Below are 14,923 nucleotides of genomic sequence, written 5' to 3'. Positions count from 1 at the left end.
TCTGTATTCATCACTTTTTACGCAGCTTCCAGACGGTTTCTTCGCCCAGCCGGTGATCAAAGGCTTCCCGAGGCTTCGCCACCGACTCGACTAAAAAAAGCGGTGAAAACAGTCGGTGAGCTTGTTCTTCCGAAATCCCCCATGGTGGTGGTGACCTCTCCTCCAATGCGGTAAAAAGGACAGCAAAAACACGACCTTCCGGATGCAAAAGGTTCGCAAAACTCCTCACGGCCTTTTCCCACCCGTCTGGACCGACCGCGCATAAGAAAGTGTGCTCGAAAACCGCATCGAATCTCTCCTGAACTCCGGCGTCCTCTTGCTCAGATTCGAAGAGATTCCGTTCAAAAAACTCTAGGCGATCACTGCCGTAGCGCTTTCGAGCTCCCTCTATGGCAGTCCGGGCAAGATCCCATCCTTCTACGGAATGACCTGCCGCTGCCAATGCGGCCGCGTCGTGCCCAAAGCCGCAACCAGGAACCAATATCCGGGATTCGGGAGCAAAGAATTCCAACGCTTCATTGACCGCTGGAGCCGGACGACCCTGATCCCATCCGGCGTCCCCAATCTTGTAACGGTACTCCCAATCAGTTCGCGGGTTGTCATCCCTGTTTTCCTCTGCAATCCTGCCTCCCATGTCTCAAAACCTGCAAGTGAAAGCCAGTGAATCGCCTTCTGCAAATGCAGATCTGGTTCTCTTTACGGCCAAGGATCAGTTCACCACGCGACCGTTTCGGGCTTCAGAGTTTGATGGGGAACTTGGATCCAGTGCACTCTACCATGCCGAAGACAGGCTCGAAATTCATATTGGATTGGGACAGCAAGAGAGTCTGTCCGGTCATTCCTACCGGCTAGCAGCTGCCCATGCAGCGCGAAAGGCGACCGCTGCAGGTTCTACCGAAATCGCACTCGACATCAGTGAAACCGAAGAGTTCGTCTCTGAAATTGCAGAAGGTCTCTTGATGGGTTTCTACCGTTTCGACCAGTTTCGCTCGGATACTCCGGAGCAGTCGTTGAAAAAAGTTACTTTGGTGGGTCCAAAAAAGACCCTAAAGTCTACCCGAGCCCAAATCGCAAGAGGGATCGCGATCGGCAGTTCAATCAGTTACTGCCGGGAACTTGGAAACCTCCCAGGGAATGAAATCTATCCCGAGAAGTTGGCTCTCGAAGCAAGGCAAATTGCCGAATCCGATGTTGTAAAATGCAAAATCTGGAACCTGGCTGGACTGAAGCGTGAACATTTCGGCGGCATTGTTGCAGTGGGTGCGGGGTCCGCAAATGAGCCCCGTTTGATCCGTCTTGACTACAATTCAGGTTCTCGGGGAGTTCCAACGGTGGCAGTCGTTGGAAAGGCGATCACTTTCGATTCTGGTGGACTTTGCATCAAGCCGGGCGAGCACATGGATGAAATGAAGTTCGATAAGATGGGAGGGTGCGCAGTCCTTGGCGTCCTCCGGGCAGTCTTGTCCTTAAAAACACGGGCAAATGTTATCGGAATTCTAGCCGCCGCCGAAAACATGACTGGATCGTCTGCATACCGTCCGGGTGACATCCTACGCAGCTACGACGGCAAAACCATCGAAGTGGCAAACACCGACGCCGAAGGCAGAATTGTTCTCGCTGATGCCCTTGGCTATGTTCGGGAAAAGGTAAAACCCGACCTAGTAATTGATCTCGCCACGCTCACCGGAGCCTGCGTTGTGGCTCTCGGCGAAGAAAGAGCGGGCCTTTTTTCCAAAGACGAGACAATTTCCCAACTACTTTGCTCTGTTGGTGATCAGATCGGGGAAAAAGTCTGGCCTCTTCCGGTAGGTGACGAGTTTGACGAGATGATCACGAGCAAGGTCGCCGACGTTCGCAATCTAGGGTCTACCCGTTGGGGCGGTGCCTCTACGGCGGCTTCGTTTTTGTTGAAGTGGACCGATGGCTTGAAACACGTTCACCTCGACATTGCTGGACCTGCAATGAGTTCGAAGGAAAGATTTTATCGCTCCGAAGGGGCTTCCGGGTTCGGAGTCAACCTAGTCGTTCGGTTCATCGAGAAATGGGCCGAATCATTTCAAAATCTTTAGATATCGGTCAATTCCATGGCCCGAGAAACCGCAGGTGCGGATAGAAAACGCTTAATTGTGAATCGCCTTCTCAAAGGCGAAAAACAAGTCAGGATCGCAGAAGAACTCGGCGTGACTCGCCAGGCGATTTCCTTTGTTTGGAAAGCCTATCAGAAAGATGGGGACAAAATCTTTGAGACACCCGGGAAAGGGCGCCGAAAGGAGGCCGATATCCTTTCTCCGGTTGAAGAGACAGAGTTGATCCGCTGGCTCCGATCGAACTCCCCGAAGGAAATTGGCCTCTTAGGAACCACCTGGAACCTAAGATCAGTCAAGCGGGCAATCAAGATCCGCTACGGAAAATCGGTCAGAATCGCCATTGCGCACAAGGTCTTCCAAAGCGCTTTTGCGGCAGTGATCGCAGAAGAGGCCACAACGCCTTCACTACCTGTTGATCTGCCTCTTTCTACACCGGGTGAAGGCTCCAAGGACGGTATCTCTGGTTTTTCGGAAGAATTTCCCTCGATCGAGGAAATGGCGCGGGTAAACCGCGAAACAAGAATCTCGAACTCGCCAGAGTTTTCTTCCGATTCACACCGGAGCTCTACCACTCACGGCGTCCGCACAGGAAAACACGCAAAAGGAAAACGGAGCCCTCGGAAAAAGGTGAAGCGACGAAAGAAGTGAGTGCGAGAAGTTCTAAGCTTCTGCGCTGACTTGCTGAGAAGCCTGAACGGTCGCAGCCTCTCCACCGGTTTCTTCCAGGAGAATTTTGTACTCATAAGCGTCTTTCAACGCCTCCCAACTTGCCTCGATTATGTTGTCAGAAAGACCCACCGTTCCCCACGAACGGGACCCGTCCGTTGATTCCACTTGGACCCGAATCTTGGCATCCGCTCCCTCGTTCGAGTCGAGAATCCTCACCTTGAAGTCGACCAACTTCATTTCTGCGACGCACGGATAGAGAGGCTCAAGCGCCTTCCTTAGCGCGTGATCGAGAGCACCGACGGGACCTCTCGCCTCAGCCACCGTGTGACTCTCAATCCCGTTCACCTCAATCTTAACTGTTGCCTCCGAATAGAGTTCACGGGTCGAGATTGTCTCTTCCGAAACCGAGGCCCTGTAGCCCTTCAACTCGATCCGCTCTGGACGCCCGTGCAGGTACTGGTCCAGAAGCAACTTAAAAGATGCATCTGCCGATTCATATTCGTAACCGCGAAACTCGAGTTCCTTTAGTTCCTGAAGAAACTCCTTCAATTCGGGAGATCGCGCCTCGAGATCCACACCCATTTCACGAGCCTTCATCATAATGCTGCTCCTTCCCGACATATCGGAAACCAGAACTCTGGATCGGTTCCCGACCAAAGCCGGATCGATATGCTCGTAACTACGCGCTACCTTTGAAGCGGCGTCGGCATGGACTCCTCCTTTGTGAGCAAACGCACTGGCACCCACGTAAGGCGCACGAATATCCGGCCGAAGGTTCGTCATGTCATCCACGTAGAGAGATAGATCCCTCAGCCGATCGAGGTTCGGCGAACAGTTCATCGTATAACCCAGCTTAAGAGCCAGATTAGGAATAATTGATACCAGATTCGCGTTTCCAATCCGCTCGCCATAACCATTTACCGTCCCCTGAACCTGAAGCGCCCCGGCCCTTACGCCGGCAATACTGACAGCGACGCCGAGACCGCAATCATTGTGGCAATGCATCCCGATCCGGGTATCCGGAAACTCTCGGACTACCCGCGCAACGATCTCGTCAACCTCGTGAACCTGTGTGCCTCCATTGGTATCGCAGAGAACCACGAAGGAGGCACCTCCCTGCTTTGCTGCTGCCAAGGTATCCAGGGCATAGGACGGGTTATCCTTGTATCCATCAAAAAAATGTTCCGCATCGTAGATCACCTCGCGTCCCTGCTGAGCCAGATACCGAACGGATTCCTCGATCATCGAAAGGTTTTCCGCTCCTGTCGTGCGAATCACTTTCTCAACCTGGAGCAGGGAAGTCTTACCGAAGATCGTGACGACCGGGGTTTCCGCCTCCAACAAAAGCCGGATTTGAGGATCTTCAGCCACGTCGACGTTGGCACGACGAGTGGAGCCGAACGCCGAGATCTTCGCGTGGGTCAATCGTAGACCTCTCGCCTCTCTAAAAAAGGCCATATCCCGCGGATTCGAGCCAGGCCAACCCGCTTCAATGTAGTCTACCCCAAACTGGTCCAGCTTCTCGGCGATTCTCATCTTGCCGTTTACCGAAAATGAGATCCCCTCCCCCTGACTTCCGTCTCGGAGGGTAGTATCGTATATGCTGACCTTGGGTGTGACCATAAACCTACCACCGTGAACTCTTACACTCAAAGAGGCAAGTATTCGGTTCGTCCGCTACCAGAGGAGACTTGACCCCAACGAAAGAGCCGATTTGCTCGATAGGTTGCTGCCAGGGTAGCTCAGTGGTAGAGCAGAGGACTCATAAGCCTTTTGTCGGGAGTTCAAATCTCCCCCTTGGCACCAGCCTTCGTCCCAGACCTTCGGCTGGGCACTACGGCTGGCTTCGCCTCTACTCCCACACTACAATGCCATCTCACCTTTCTCAGGACGAAGGCTGCCCGCCGAAGTGCCGCAGCGAAGATGCGGACGTAGGAGGGCCTTCCCCGCAACCGAAGTTCTGGTACGTTTATATTCTTCGATCAGATTCATTTCCAAAAGAGACCTATGTCGGAGTTTCGCTGAACCCAAAGGCCAGACTCGCCAAGCACAACCGAGGTGAGAATCGAAGCACTGCCAGATACCGCCCGTGGCGTGTTCTTTCGATTACTGGCTTCCCCTCCCAGATTAAGGCGGAAGCCTTTGAGAGATACCTGAAGTCTGGGTCTGGCCGTGCCTTCCGCAAAAAGCATTTTGAGTAGAGACACCTTCGTCCCAGACCTTCGGCTGGGCACTACGGCTGGCTGATTACAATCACGAGCACGGATAGTACCAAAGTCGTTTCGATTGCGTTTCTCCGCCTCCTTCTCCTTACTCTCGAAGACAATGAAGGTGGCACTTTATCCGGGAACTTTCGATCCGATCACCAACGGGCACCTCGACGTGCTGCACCGTGCTTCGGTTCTTTTCGATAAGGTGATTGTTGCTGTCGCCGAAAATGAAACAAAGGGACCCCTCTTTTCAGTCGAGGAACGCATCTCCCTCATCGAGCAAAACATCGATTCTTCCCAGTTCGAAGTTTGCACCTTTCGAGGCTTGGTCGTGGAGTTCGCCAAGGAGAAGGGCGCGCATGCACTAATTCGCGGATTACGTGCGATCTCGGACTTTGAATTCGAGTTTCAAATGGCGCAGATGAACCGAAATCTCGATGAGTCGATCGAGACAATCTTTCTCATGCCCAACGAAGAGTTTTTCTACACGAGTTCACACCTGATCAAACAGGTGGCTCGGTACACCGAGCGAGAAACAGGCTTGGTGCCGACAAACGTCCAACGGGCACTCAAGGAAAAATTTCCAGCTGATTAGGCGTCTCAGCGCTTCAGAGTTCCACTGCAAAATCGCCAATCAATCCCCAGTTGCTTTCTGCCGAGCAGTTTCCTCGACGGGTGTAACTGTTTCGGTTGAAGAACCGATCAGCAACTCAAACTAGTTTGTAAAGCAACGACCGATCCAAGAGTAGCCTTGCAGATATATACCATTGACTGCATATACTTAATATTGAATATTAGTCTGCGTGAATTATGTTTCGGTCTACAAATGCCTTTGCGACGTGCGCCGGCTTCGAATCCTGAATCTTCTCCAAGAAGGGCCCCTTTGCGTCTGTCACCTGACCGAGATTCTTGGCGAAACCCAGGTCCAAGTGTCGAAGCAGCTTCTTTACATGAAACGTCTTGGGATCCTTGAGGTCGAACGCCGAGCCCAGTGGCGCATTTATCGACTCAAGGAAAAGCGGAATCCACTCTTACAACAGAATTTGAAGTGTTTACAGGATTTGAAGGGAGAGGATTTCCCTTTCGCCGCTGATCTCCGGTTAAGAAAAAGAGTTTGCGCCTGCTCCTCACCCACTACTGCAACTGAGATTTGCCGAGTAGACCTCTAGGGCACTTCGATTAACCTCCTTTGGACGTGACGAGAGCAATTTTGGATTTGAGCAAGGCGACGGCTTCGCTTGGCGGGCTAGAAGCCCGTCTGCGAAGCCGCAACGCGGCTCAAATCCAAAAGTGTCTCGCCCCTCCTTTCGATAAGACTCAAAGCCCTGAGCCTGCCGAAGGGAAGGGGTTGCGGCAGCACCGGTTCCGGGCAGCGTTAGCGGAGAGGTCCGAAGGCCTCTGGCCCGCAAACCTCTCCGCAGACTCACCCGGATTCCGGCGGTGCTGCAATCACGAGCCAAAGGAGGTTAATCGAAGTGCCCTCTAAACAATAACGACAATGGACAAAAAAAAGATCTTGTTTCTCTGCACTGGAAACAGCGCGCGTAGCATCATGGCAGAATATATTCTTCGCAAGAAGGATCCGTTCCGCTTCGAGAGTTTCAGCGCGGGCTCTCACCCAAAAGACTCGCCCCACCCTCTCGCTCTCAAAACACTGAAGGATCGATACCTTATCGATGCATCTGATGCCCGAAGCAAATCGTGGGACGAGTACCGCAAAGTCGACTTCGATTTTGTTCTAACCGTCTGCGACAACGCGCGGGAGACCTGCCCAGTCTGGCCTGGACAGCCAATTGTAGCTCATTGGGGCTCACCCGACCCAGTTGCAGCCCCGGAAGACAAGTTGGAACAGGTATTCATTGATGTAAGCACACAAATCGCTCGTCGAATCGATCTATTGATTAGCCTACCGATCGAGAAACTCGACAGCCTCCGAACAAAGATCGCGAAGGCGACCGCAGATATCGGCAAGCAGTAGAACTCTTGAAACTGAAGCTGGCTTACCAAGCGGGAGCCCCTGCGGTGGAACCGAAAAACCCGCCTACGCACCTTCGGTGACTACGGCGTGGCAGCCTTCGCCTCGCTTCTCTTGGCGAAGGCTGGTGGGAGATACAGAATTCGAATCTGTGACCTCTTGCGTGTCATGCAAGCGCTCTAACCAACTGAGCTAATCCCCCTCGAACCAAAATCTCAGCGATTTTCGTTTCGCACTCGCAGCATGTTGCTGAAAGCCGCAACCTTCTTTTTACGCCGCTTAATCTCGGAAGGTTTCTCGTGGTAGCGCTTCGCGCGGGCGTCGCGGATCACTCCTTCACGATCAAGACGTTTCTTTAGGCGCCGGAGGGCTCGCTCAACGGACTCCCCTTTGCGGATATTCACATCAACTGGCATAGAATTTATGGGTGTTTAGTAGTGGAAAAACCCATGACACAATGGTTTCCATCCCTTCTGGTCAAGAATTTTGCAACCTATTTCGATGCGAGGGATCGGCCGGGAGCTATAAAGATGGATCGTGGCGGCAAGTTTCCAAGAGAAAATCAACGTTTTCGAGCAGGAGACACAAGCCTTCTGTAAAGCTCTGGACGCCGATCCCGCAAGAAGCCCCAGTTAGCCCTATCGATAGCGAGTTGCTCACGATCAAAATGGGCGACGATATAACCAGGATCATCTCTACCAAGCGCATACACCAATTCGCCCGAACTGTCTGCAATAAACGACGATCCGTAAAATTCAATTCCACCACCGGGGCCGTCCTCTCGTCCTAAGCGATTACTTGCCGCAACCGGGATTACATTGGCTACGGCATGCCCCTGCATAACCTTTTGCCATCGGCTCCGAGAATCCATGCCGGGCTCACTTGGTTCTGAACCGATTGCCGATGGGAAAAGGATGCACTCGGCACCTTGGAGAGCTAGGTCACGGGCTACCTCTGGAAACCACTGGTCCCAGCAAACTCCAACTCCAATCTTTCCCTGAGAGGTGTCGAACACCCGTAAACCAGTGTCCCCAGGAGTAAAATAGAATTTCTCCTCATAATTCGGACCGTCAGGAATATGGCTTTTCCGGTAAATCCCATGACAGCCTCGATCTCCGTCAAAGATCGCCAAACTGTTGAAATAGCTCTGATTCGCCTTCTCGAAAAAGCTGTAAGACAAGACTACTCCCAGTTCTTTGCTGAGTCTTTCGAAAAATGAAAAACCCTCGCCCTCACCCACTTCATTTGCAGTCAAAAACCACTTTGGATCCTCCTGTTGACAAAAATACGGGTGCTCAATCAACTCCGGGCTCACCACAATCCGAGCTCCCTTGGATACAGCATCACGGATCAAGGTCTCCGCCTTTTGAAGGTTTCCGGCAACTGTTCCAGTATTCTGAAGCTGGATTACTCCGATAGAGAGGGTTTCCGGTGTAGGCATAAGGGAGACATTCGAAAACGGAAAACGTGACTGCGAGGAGAAAGTTTACTGATCAAAGTAGGCCTTTCCCGAGAAAACCGGTTGGGTGACACAGTGTAATCCACCTCCACCACTGTAAAAGGGCCTCGCATCAAACTGAACCATGTCTCGATCAGGATACACCTCGGCCATGAGATCTCGCACGTAGTCGTCTTTCTTGTCACCGAAACGAGGAAGAATAAGACCGTCGTTGCAGAGGTAATGGTTTAGGTAACTGAAAGGAAGACGACCATTGCCAAAAAACTCTGCGGCCGGTTGAGGAATTCGAATCACTTCGATTTCCAGATCCTTGAGAAAAGTAGCGTTGTCTGCGGTACCTCCGGAGTTGGGATCGTTCCAATCTTTACAGTGATTGAGGAGCACGCGTCCCAGAGGATCAAAAGTTGCGACTACATCCACGTGTCCACCCGTATCATCGCCCGAGAAGCCGGCGGGCAATGCGATCAACCTTGAAACTCCTAAAGCCTCCTGTAAGGCGGCTTCGCAAAAGCCGCTATCCTGCCCATGGTTTCTTCTGGGGTCGTTCAAAACAGGTGCTGTTGTCAGTAGCGATCCCCTACCATCGGAGTTGATCGCACCGCCCTCCAATTCAAGTGGCGAAGAAAAGTGATCCACGTTCATGATCTCTGCCACCGAAGCGGCAGCCTTAGCATCTTTCGCATAAGGTTCAAACCGGCCACCCCAACCCGCAAACCGCCAACAAATTGCCTCTGGATGTCCGTTTTCGAGGATAAAAGTCGGAGCAGTGTCACGCGCCCACGCGTCATCCATTGGGATTTCGTGAATCGTCGCTCTCCTTCCAACCGCCGCTTTTGCCTCCTCAATGACGGTTGGATCCACCCCAAGATAGACGGGTTCAAAAGCCGATAAGACATCAATCAAGCAAACAAAAGCGCTACGGACTTCGGCGAAACTGGCTAAGGACCCGTAAACGTATCTTTCTGCACTAGTGGGCCAAAATATCCAAGTCGCCGAGTGATGCTCCCATTCTCCCGGCATTCTGCGGGTAGAAACGACAGTCATTTTGCCGGAAAAACGAGGCGGTTAGGGTGCAGGAATCTCCCGGGAGATGCGAGGCTGCAGACCTCGAGACTTCAGCTAACCCCTACTGCGAACGCTCACGCAGGCGCACCTGCAGGCTCAGGGCCTCCGCCGATCTCTTTTTCCGTATCGGCCGTCTCACCCTCTTCCGCAGCCTCGTCGTCTGCACTGCTACTTGGAGTAGGCATTGGATCCACCTTGATCACCGGCGACTGAATAGAGCCTGTATCGATGATTTCATGAACGTGTCTTCCTTCGACGGTTTCAAATTCAAGAAGGGCATTCGCTAAGGTGTGGAGATGCTCCATGTGCTCTTCGATAATGTCTTCACAACGGTGATACTGGACATCCACGATTCCACGAATGGCGCTATCGATCGCTTGAGCGGTTGCTTCGCTGTAGTTTTGATCCCGGGAAATTTCCTTACCGAGGAAAATGTGGTCCTGATTCTCTCCATAGGCAATGGGCCCCAGGTCGCTCATTCCCCAATCGCAAACCATCCGGCGGGCCAGCTTGGTCGCCATTTTGATATCGCCGGAGGCTCCACTTGTGATCTCCCCAAGCACCTTCTCCTCCGCAATCCGGCCTCCCATTGCACAGCATATCTGATTTTCAGCCCGTTTTTTTGCCTGGTTGAGAATATCTTTCTTGGGCGTAAACATGGTGCTTCCGAGACTTTGGCCCCTCGGAATGATTGTCACTTTGTGAACGGGAAGATGTCCGTCGTCGATGACTGCCTGGACAATAGCGTGACCTGCCTCGTGGTAAGCAGTGATCTTCTTATCCTCATCGTCCATGAGGCGACGACGCTCCCGGCCAAAGGATATCTTCTCCCTCGCTTCGTCGAGGTCTGATCTATCAACCTCTTTCTTTCTTCTTCGAGCGGCAATCAATGCGCCTTCGTTAAGCAGGTTCGCTAAATCTGCACCGGCGAAACCAGGGGTTGCACGCGCCACAACCTGAAGATCGACTTCCTTGGCGAGCTTAATCTTTCGGGCGTGCACCTTCAGTATCTCTTCCCTGCCGACCAAATCGGGAGGATCAATCACCACCTGCCGGTCAAAACGCCCAGGCCGCAGAAGGGCACGGTCCAGAACGTCAGGCCGGTTGGTCGCAGCGATTACAATAATCCCTTCGTGTCCATCAAAACCGTCCATTTCGACAAGAAGCGAATTCAGCGTCTGCTCGCGCTCGTCGTTGCCGCCTCCAAGTCCAGCACCACGCTGACGACCCACCGCATCAATTTCGTCAATGAAGATGATGCAAGGAGCGTTCTTTCTGGCTTGCTCAAACATGTCGCGCACACGTGCCGCACCAACCCCCACAAACATCTCAACGAAGTCTGATCCCGAGATCGTGAAAAACGGGACGTCCGCTTCTCCAGCTACCGCCTTCGCCAAGAGCGTTTTACCCGTTCCTGGGGGACCGACCATGAGAACTCCTTTAGGAATTTTGCCGCCGATTCGCTGAAATCGCTTCGGGTCTTTTAGGAAGTCGACGATCTCGCTGACTTCCTCCTTTGCCTCGTCACAACCGGCGACATCGCGAAAGATCACCTTATCCCGATCCCGGGTGAGCATCTTCGCCTTACTTTTCCCAAAGCTCATAGCCCCACGCCCTGCGTTCCGCAGCTGGCGAATGAACAGGAAGTAAAGCAGTGCTATGATGAGAAGAATCGGAACCACGCTAACGACCAAATCCGTCAAAAACGTGCTGGCTGGCTCCTCGCGAAAATCATTTCGGATCTTTGTGTAGTCTTCTTCCGTAAGGCGTCCCTGGGCCTGAAAACGGATCGTTTTCAGATCGGTCCGGTCAAGCACCTGCTGGGCGGTGTTTCCTTCAGGAGCCAGCTGTCCGGAAATTGTATACCACTCGGCACCTCCAGTCCGATCGTTCTTGATCGTGCCTCCCACCACTCGTTTGTCTTCTACAGCCTGAATGACCTGAGGAATGCTGAGCTTATCAATGGTGCCACGTTGCGAATCGCTCAAAGCATAAAGGGCAAAAATCGCAGCGATGATTCCCAGCCAGATCATTAAGACCTTCGGCTGGAAACGATCGGGCTGAGGCGTCCGCTGCGCCTTCCGGTTTTCGTTTTCCTGATTCATCGAGTCTAGGTCCGGGATTAGGACCAGTAAGCCCACATAATCCGTTAGGCCGACTGGTAAGTCAAACTCAGAAGCCTCTCGGTGCTACCACTCACTCGGTGCTTGTCCGAAGGCTCCAAGCCAGGGACCCATACAATATCCCCCGAAAAAGTGACAACGGGCAGAGTCACCCGCACCTCCCGCTCTACTCTCCGCTCAGCTAGACAGTCAGCGACATTCTTCGATCCAGGTGCTCCGAGGGGATGATAGCGATCACCGTCCATCCATAAACGAACCGCCATACCAGAGAATTCCCCGTTGGTAATGGATAGATACGCACGAGTGCGGCGATCAACGTTCCCGCAACTAATCTCTCTCAGGATGGATGGGTCGGCATCAACAAGCCGGCACGTCAGTGACGAGCCGTTTGGAAAGAATAAGGTGCTTTCCGGAGAAAAGCCCACCCAATCCCAATCGCTTCCGACTAACCGCTCCGTGTACTTTACAGATCCTTTTTCAAGGCAAACCCACTTTCCGGAACCTACGGAGAACTTCCCGTTCTCTTCGGACTGCGCAGCCTCGAGGATACAGTCTGCGAGAGTCGCAGACACCGAAAGGCCATGATGACCGATCCATTGCTGTAGCCCATGTCGGAGGACTGCTGTCGGGATCGTCTTGGAATTTTCTGTTAGGGTCGACTCCCCGAAACCAAACGGGAAGTACTTTTCAGCGAGCGCATTCAAAAGATCAGTGATTTCCTCAAGCTGCATCCTTGAACGCCCTACTCCCAGTAGAAGGTCCCTATCGGACGCCCCCTTCCAAATGGGCATGACTGCGTTGCGAATTCGATTTCGGGCATACCTGTCGGATCTGTTCGAAGGATCCTCAATAAATGGAATTTCTTCCTCTGTGAGAAAACCGCGAATCTCTTCCGCCGAAAGGTTCAACAAAGGCCGCACCCGGCGATGATCTACCTTTCCCGTGTGTGTGTTGATTGGTCGCGGAGCAGAAAGACCATCAGGCCCCGAACCACGGGCAGCCCTCAAAAGGAACGTTTCCGCCATGTCATCTGCATGATGACCCAGCAGCAGGACGCTGGCACTGGCCCTTTCCATTTCATCTTCAAAAAATTTGAACCGCACGTCGCGCAATTCCTCCTCAGTTCGCGATGGAGAACCTTCCGCCGCACCCTGACGCAGCTGATACCCAAGTTGAGAAGCAACCGCACCAGCAAAATCAGTCTCTTTCTCGTTTTGTCGCGGACGGGTCCGATGGTCGAAATAGAGCGCGACTGCACGACTGGCGAGTTTCGGGTAGTGAGCCTTCAGCCATAGCAACAAGAATAGAGAGTCAGCGCCCCCTGAAAACCCACACATAACAACCGATTGCTTTGCTTCTTCCTGATCCAAAAGATCCCTTACCTGAACCGAGGTCCGGCTAAGCGGAAAAAGAATTTCCAATCTATCAGCAAGCTTATTCAAGTAGTCGTCTATACTCTTGCCAACGGATTGAGAGTCGGCCGTAAGTTTCCGCAAACTAACCTCGAAGAACGAGTTTTTCAGCACCAAATACCTCGGCCAAGGGACGAGGAAGAAAGACCCCATCTATCCCGTCGAAACCATTTTCAAGCAGTGCCGCCAAAACCCTCGGGACGGCAAGCGAAGACCCGTTGAGCGTGTGCACGAATTCCGGTTTGGCTCCTTCACTCGGACGGAAACGAATATTCGCGCGCCTTGCCTGAAAATCCGTGAAGTTGCTGCAGCTGGACACCTCTAGCCAACGCTTTTGACCTGCAGCCCAGACCTCCAGATCAAATTGACGGTAGTGAGGAAATCCCATGTCGCCTGCGCAAATTTCCAAGACTCGATAGGGTAGATCAAGAGCCTGCAGGAGCGCCTCAGCGTCACCAAGAAGCTCGAGATGGGCAGCTTCGCTGTCTTCAGGTTTCTCCCAACGAACAATCTCTACCTTATCAAACTGGTGCAACCGGTTCAGCCCTCGGACGTCCGCACCCCAACTTCCCGCCTCCCGCCGAAAGCACGGAGTGTAGGCGGAGTGCTTAAGCGGTAGGTCTTTTGCCGAAAGTATCTCGTTTCGGTAAAAGTTGGTAACCGGAACCTCGGCTGTCGGAATTAGGTAGAGCTCTTCCTCTCGGCAAGAATACATCTGTCCCTCCTTGTCTGGCAGCTGGCCAGTAGCCGTCGCGCTATCTGCGTTTACAACGAGCGGTGCAGCTACCTCAGAATACCCCCGCTGACTGTTGTGATCGAGATAGAGTCCAATCAGGCTTCGAACGAGTTTGGCTAAACCTCCTCGATAAAAAGGAAAACCTGCCCCGGCCACTTTGTTCCCTCGGCTAAAATCGAGGAGTGTGTCGATTCCCGGTAAGTCAAAGTGCGCCTTTGCGTCTGGATATCCCTCCAAGTCGTGAGCGCTTCTTCTCACTTCTACGTTGTCCCCGTCTCCGTTCCCATCGGGAGATTCTATCGAGGGAAGGTTGGGCAACTTCAAAAATGCCTCCCGCCATGCTTGATCCGCTTCTTTCGAACGCGTCTCCAACTCTTTGGTTTCCGCGGAAAGACTCTTCATTTCGGATACCTTGTCCAGAAACTCAGGCGAACCTTTCTGGAGCGACGCCATTTCCTTATTGGCCGCGTTTTGATTGGCTCTAGCCGCCTCAGCAGCAGTCACCGCGATCCGGCGTTCCTCATCCAGACGGAGAACCTCATCTACATCGGATGAAAACTTCTTTCGAAGCAGTCCGGTTCGGAAATCATCCGGGCATTCTCGTAACTTCTGAATGTCGAGCATAGGTCAACTCCTAGGAGTCCAACAAACTAAGGCAATTGGATTAATCAAAGCACGCACCAGAGTGGCGACTTCAGTCGCCGAAACCAGACCCATTCCCAAAAGACCAAAGCCCGTTCTGTCGGCGACTGAAGTCGCCACCCCGGGAATCCGCTTACGCGGAGGTCGAATTCGCAGGAGCCTCGGGCGCAACAGCTTCTTCAGAAGGAGCAGCGCGACGCGCCCTACGGATTAAGCTCCGCACGGTGTCCGTTGGCTTGGCACCAACACTCTGCCAGTAATCGACCCGCTCAAGATCGAGCTTCCACTGTTTTTCCTCAGATTGGTTTTGAGGGTCGTAGGTGCCTACCAACTCGACATAGCGCCCATCACGGCGTGCTGTGTTCTCTGCCACCACTACGCGGTAGAAGGGGTTGTGGCGATTACCATGCCTTTGAAGTCTAATTTTGAGAGCCATTTTTGGAAAAAGGAAAGAGGAAGCCGTAAAGGGTAAATGGTGTCAAGCACTATGGGCGCATGTCCACGCCGCTATCCATTCTACAAACCATCTGAAGAACAGGTAGGCG

14 protein-coding genes and 2 tRNA genes are annotated in these 14,923 nt (G+C 52.8%); 6 read left to right on the top strand and 10 right to left on the bottom strand.

The features are described from left to right. Positions 1–10 precede the first annotated feature (10 nt). Positions 11–634, bottom strand: coding sequence for a methyltransferase domain-containing protein (locus AAGJ81_00765; protein MEM0964665.1), 624 nt, complete (start codon positions 632–634; stop codon positions 11–13). Here AAGJ81_00765 and AAGJ81_00760 point away from each other — a divergent pair. Then, positions 633–2,069: a leucyl aminopeptidase gene (locus AAGJ81_00760; GenBank protein ID MEM0964664.1), complete on the top strand. Its 1,437-nt coding sequence runs from the start codon at positions 633–635 to the stop codon at positions 2,067–2,069. The two genes, AAGJ81_00765 and AAGJ81_00760, sit on opposite strands and share 2 nt — an antisense overlap. Before the next feature lie 15 nt (positions 2,070–2,084). Continuing rightward, entirely contained in the window at positions 2,085–2,735 is a 651-nt protein-coding gene (locus AAGJ81_00755; GenBank protein ID MEM0964663.1) for a hypothetical protein, read from the top strand. A 12-nt stretch (positions 2,736–2,747) separates the two neighbouring features. Here AAGJ81_00755 and cimA read toward each other — a convergent pair whose 3' ends face one another. Further along, positions 2,748–4,379, bottom strand: a complete 1,632-nt coding sequence (gene cimA / locus AAGJ81_00750) for a citramalate synthase (protein ID MEM0964662.1) — start codon at positions 4,377–4,379, stop codon at positions 2,748–2,750. Positions 4,380–4,487: 108 nt separating this feature from the next. Here cimA and AAGJ81_00745 point away from each other — a divergent pair. The 4 genes from AAGJ81_00745 to AAGJ81_00730 all read left to right on the top strand — a co-directional run bounded on the left by AAGJ81_00745 (position 4,488) and on the right by AAGJ81_00730 (position 6,944). Then, a tRNA-Met gene (locus AAGJ81_00745) sits at positions 4,488–4,562 on the top strand. Positions 4,563–4,624: 62 nt separating this feature from the next. Beyond that, positions 4,625–4,957 carry a GIY-YIG nuclease family protein gene (locus AAGJ81_00740; GenBank protein ID MEM0964661.1) on the top strand — a complete coding sequence of 111 codons (333 nt, stop codon included), beginning with the start codon at positions 4,625–4,627 and terminating at the stop codon, positions 4,955–4,957. A gap of 124 nt (positions 4,958–5,081) precedes the next feature. After that, complete coding sequence (gene coaD / locus AAGJ81_00735; GenBank protein ID MEM0964660.1) at positions 5,082–5,561, top strand: pantetheine-phosphate adenylyltransferase; 480 nt, start codon at positions 5,082–5,084, stop codon at positions 5,559–5,561. Positions 5,562–6,464: 903 nt separating this feature from the next. Next, a complete protein-coding gene (locus AAGJ81_00730) occupies positions 6,465–6,944 on the top strand; it encodes an arsenate reductase ArsC (protein MEM0964659.1) in 480 nt (159 codons plus the stop codon). A gap of 122 nt (positions 6,945–7,066) precedes the next feature. Here the strand turns inward: AAGJ81_00730 and AAGJ81_00725 are convergent. The 8 genes from AAGJ81_00725 to rpsP form a co-directional block, all read right to left on the bottom strand. Then, positions 7,067–7,143 (bottom strand) — tRNA-Val (locus AAGJ81_00725). A 13-nt stretch (positions 7,144–7,156) separates the two neighbouring features. Then, positions 7,157–7,357, bottom strand: coding sequence for a 30S ribosomal protein S21 (rpsU, locus tag AAGJ81_00720; GenBank protein MEM0964658.1), 201 nt, complete (start codon positions 7,355–7,357; stop codon positions 7,157–7,159). A 146-nt stretch (positions 7,358–7,503) separates the two neighbouring features. Beyond that, complete coding sequence (locus tag AAGJ81_00715) at positions 7,504–8,382, bottom strand: carbon-nitrogen hydrolase (GenBank protein ID MEM0964657.1); 879 nt, start codon at positions 8,380–8,382, stop codon at positions 7,504–7,506. 45 nt (positions 8,383–8,427) lie between these two features. Then, positions 8,428–9,444 carry an agmatine deiminase family protein gene (locus AAGJ81_00710; protein MEM0964656.1) on the bottom strand — a complete coding sequence of 339 codons (1,017 nt, stop codon included), beginning with the start codon at positions 9,442–9,444 and terminating at the stop codon, positions 8,428–8,430. 95 nt (positions 9,445–9,539) lie between these two features. Next, entirely contained in the window at positions 9,540–11,570 is a 2,031-nt protein-coding gene (gene ftsH / locus AAGJ81_00705; GenBank protein MEM0964655.1) for an ATP-dependent zinc metalloprotease FtsH, read from the bottom strand. A 44-nt stretch (positions 11,571–11,614) separates the two neighbouring features. Next, positions 11,615–13,153 (bottom strand): tRNA lysidine(34) synthetase TilS, encoded by a 1,539-nt coding sequence (gene tilS, locus AAGJ81_00700; GenBank protein ID MEM0964654.1) that lies wholly within the window; start codon positions 13,151–13,153, stop codon positions 11,615–11,617. Continuing rightward, positions 13,086–14,360: a serine--tRNA ligase gene (gene serS / locus AAGJ81_00695; protein ID MEM0964653.1), complete on the bottom strand. Its 1,275-nt coding sequence runs from the start codon at positions 14,358–14,360 to the stop codon at positions 13,086–13,088. The genes tilS and serS overlap by 68 nt, the downstream gene beginning before the upstream one ends. Positions 14,361–14,511: 151 nt before the next feature. Further along, on the bottom strand, positions 14,512–14,814 hold the full coding sequence (gene rpsP / locus AAGJ81_00690; protein ID MEM0964652.1) for a 30S ribosomal protein S16: 303 nt from the start codon (positions 14,812–14,814) through the stop codon (positions 14,512–14,514). Positions 14,815–14,923 lie beyond the last annotated feature (109 nt).

The sequence above is a fragment of the Verrucomicrobiota bacterium genome, from assembly GCA_038744685.1.
In the GTDB taxonomy this organism is placed as follows: Bacteria; Verrucomicrobiota; Verrucomicrobiia; order Opitutales; family Puniceicoccaceae; genus Puniceicoccus.
Note: the sequence above shows the minus strand (reverse complement) of the source record. Positions and strands in the feature narration are given on the sequence as shown.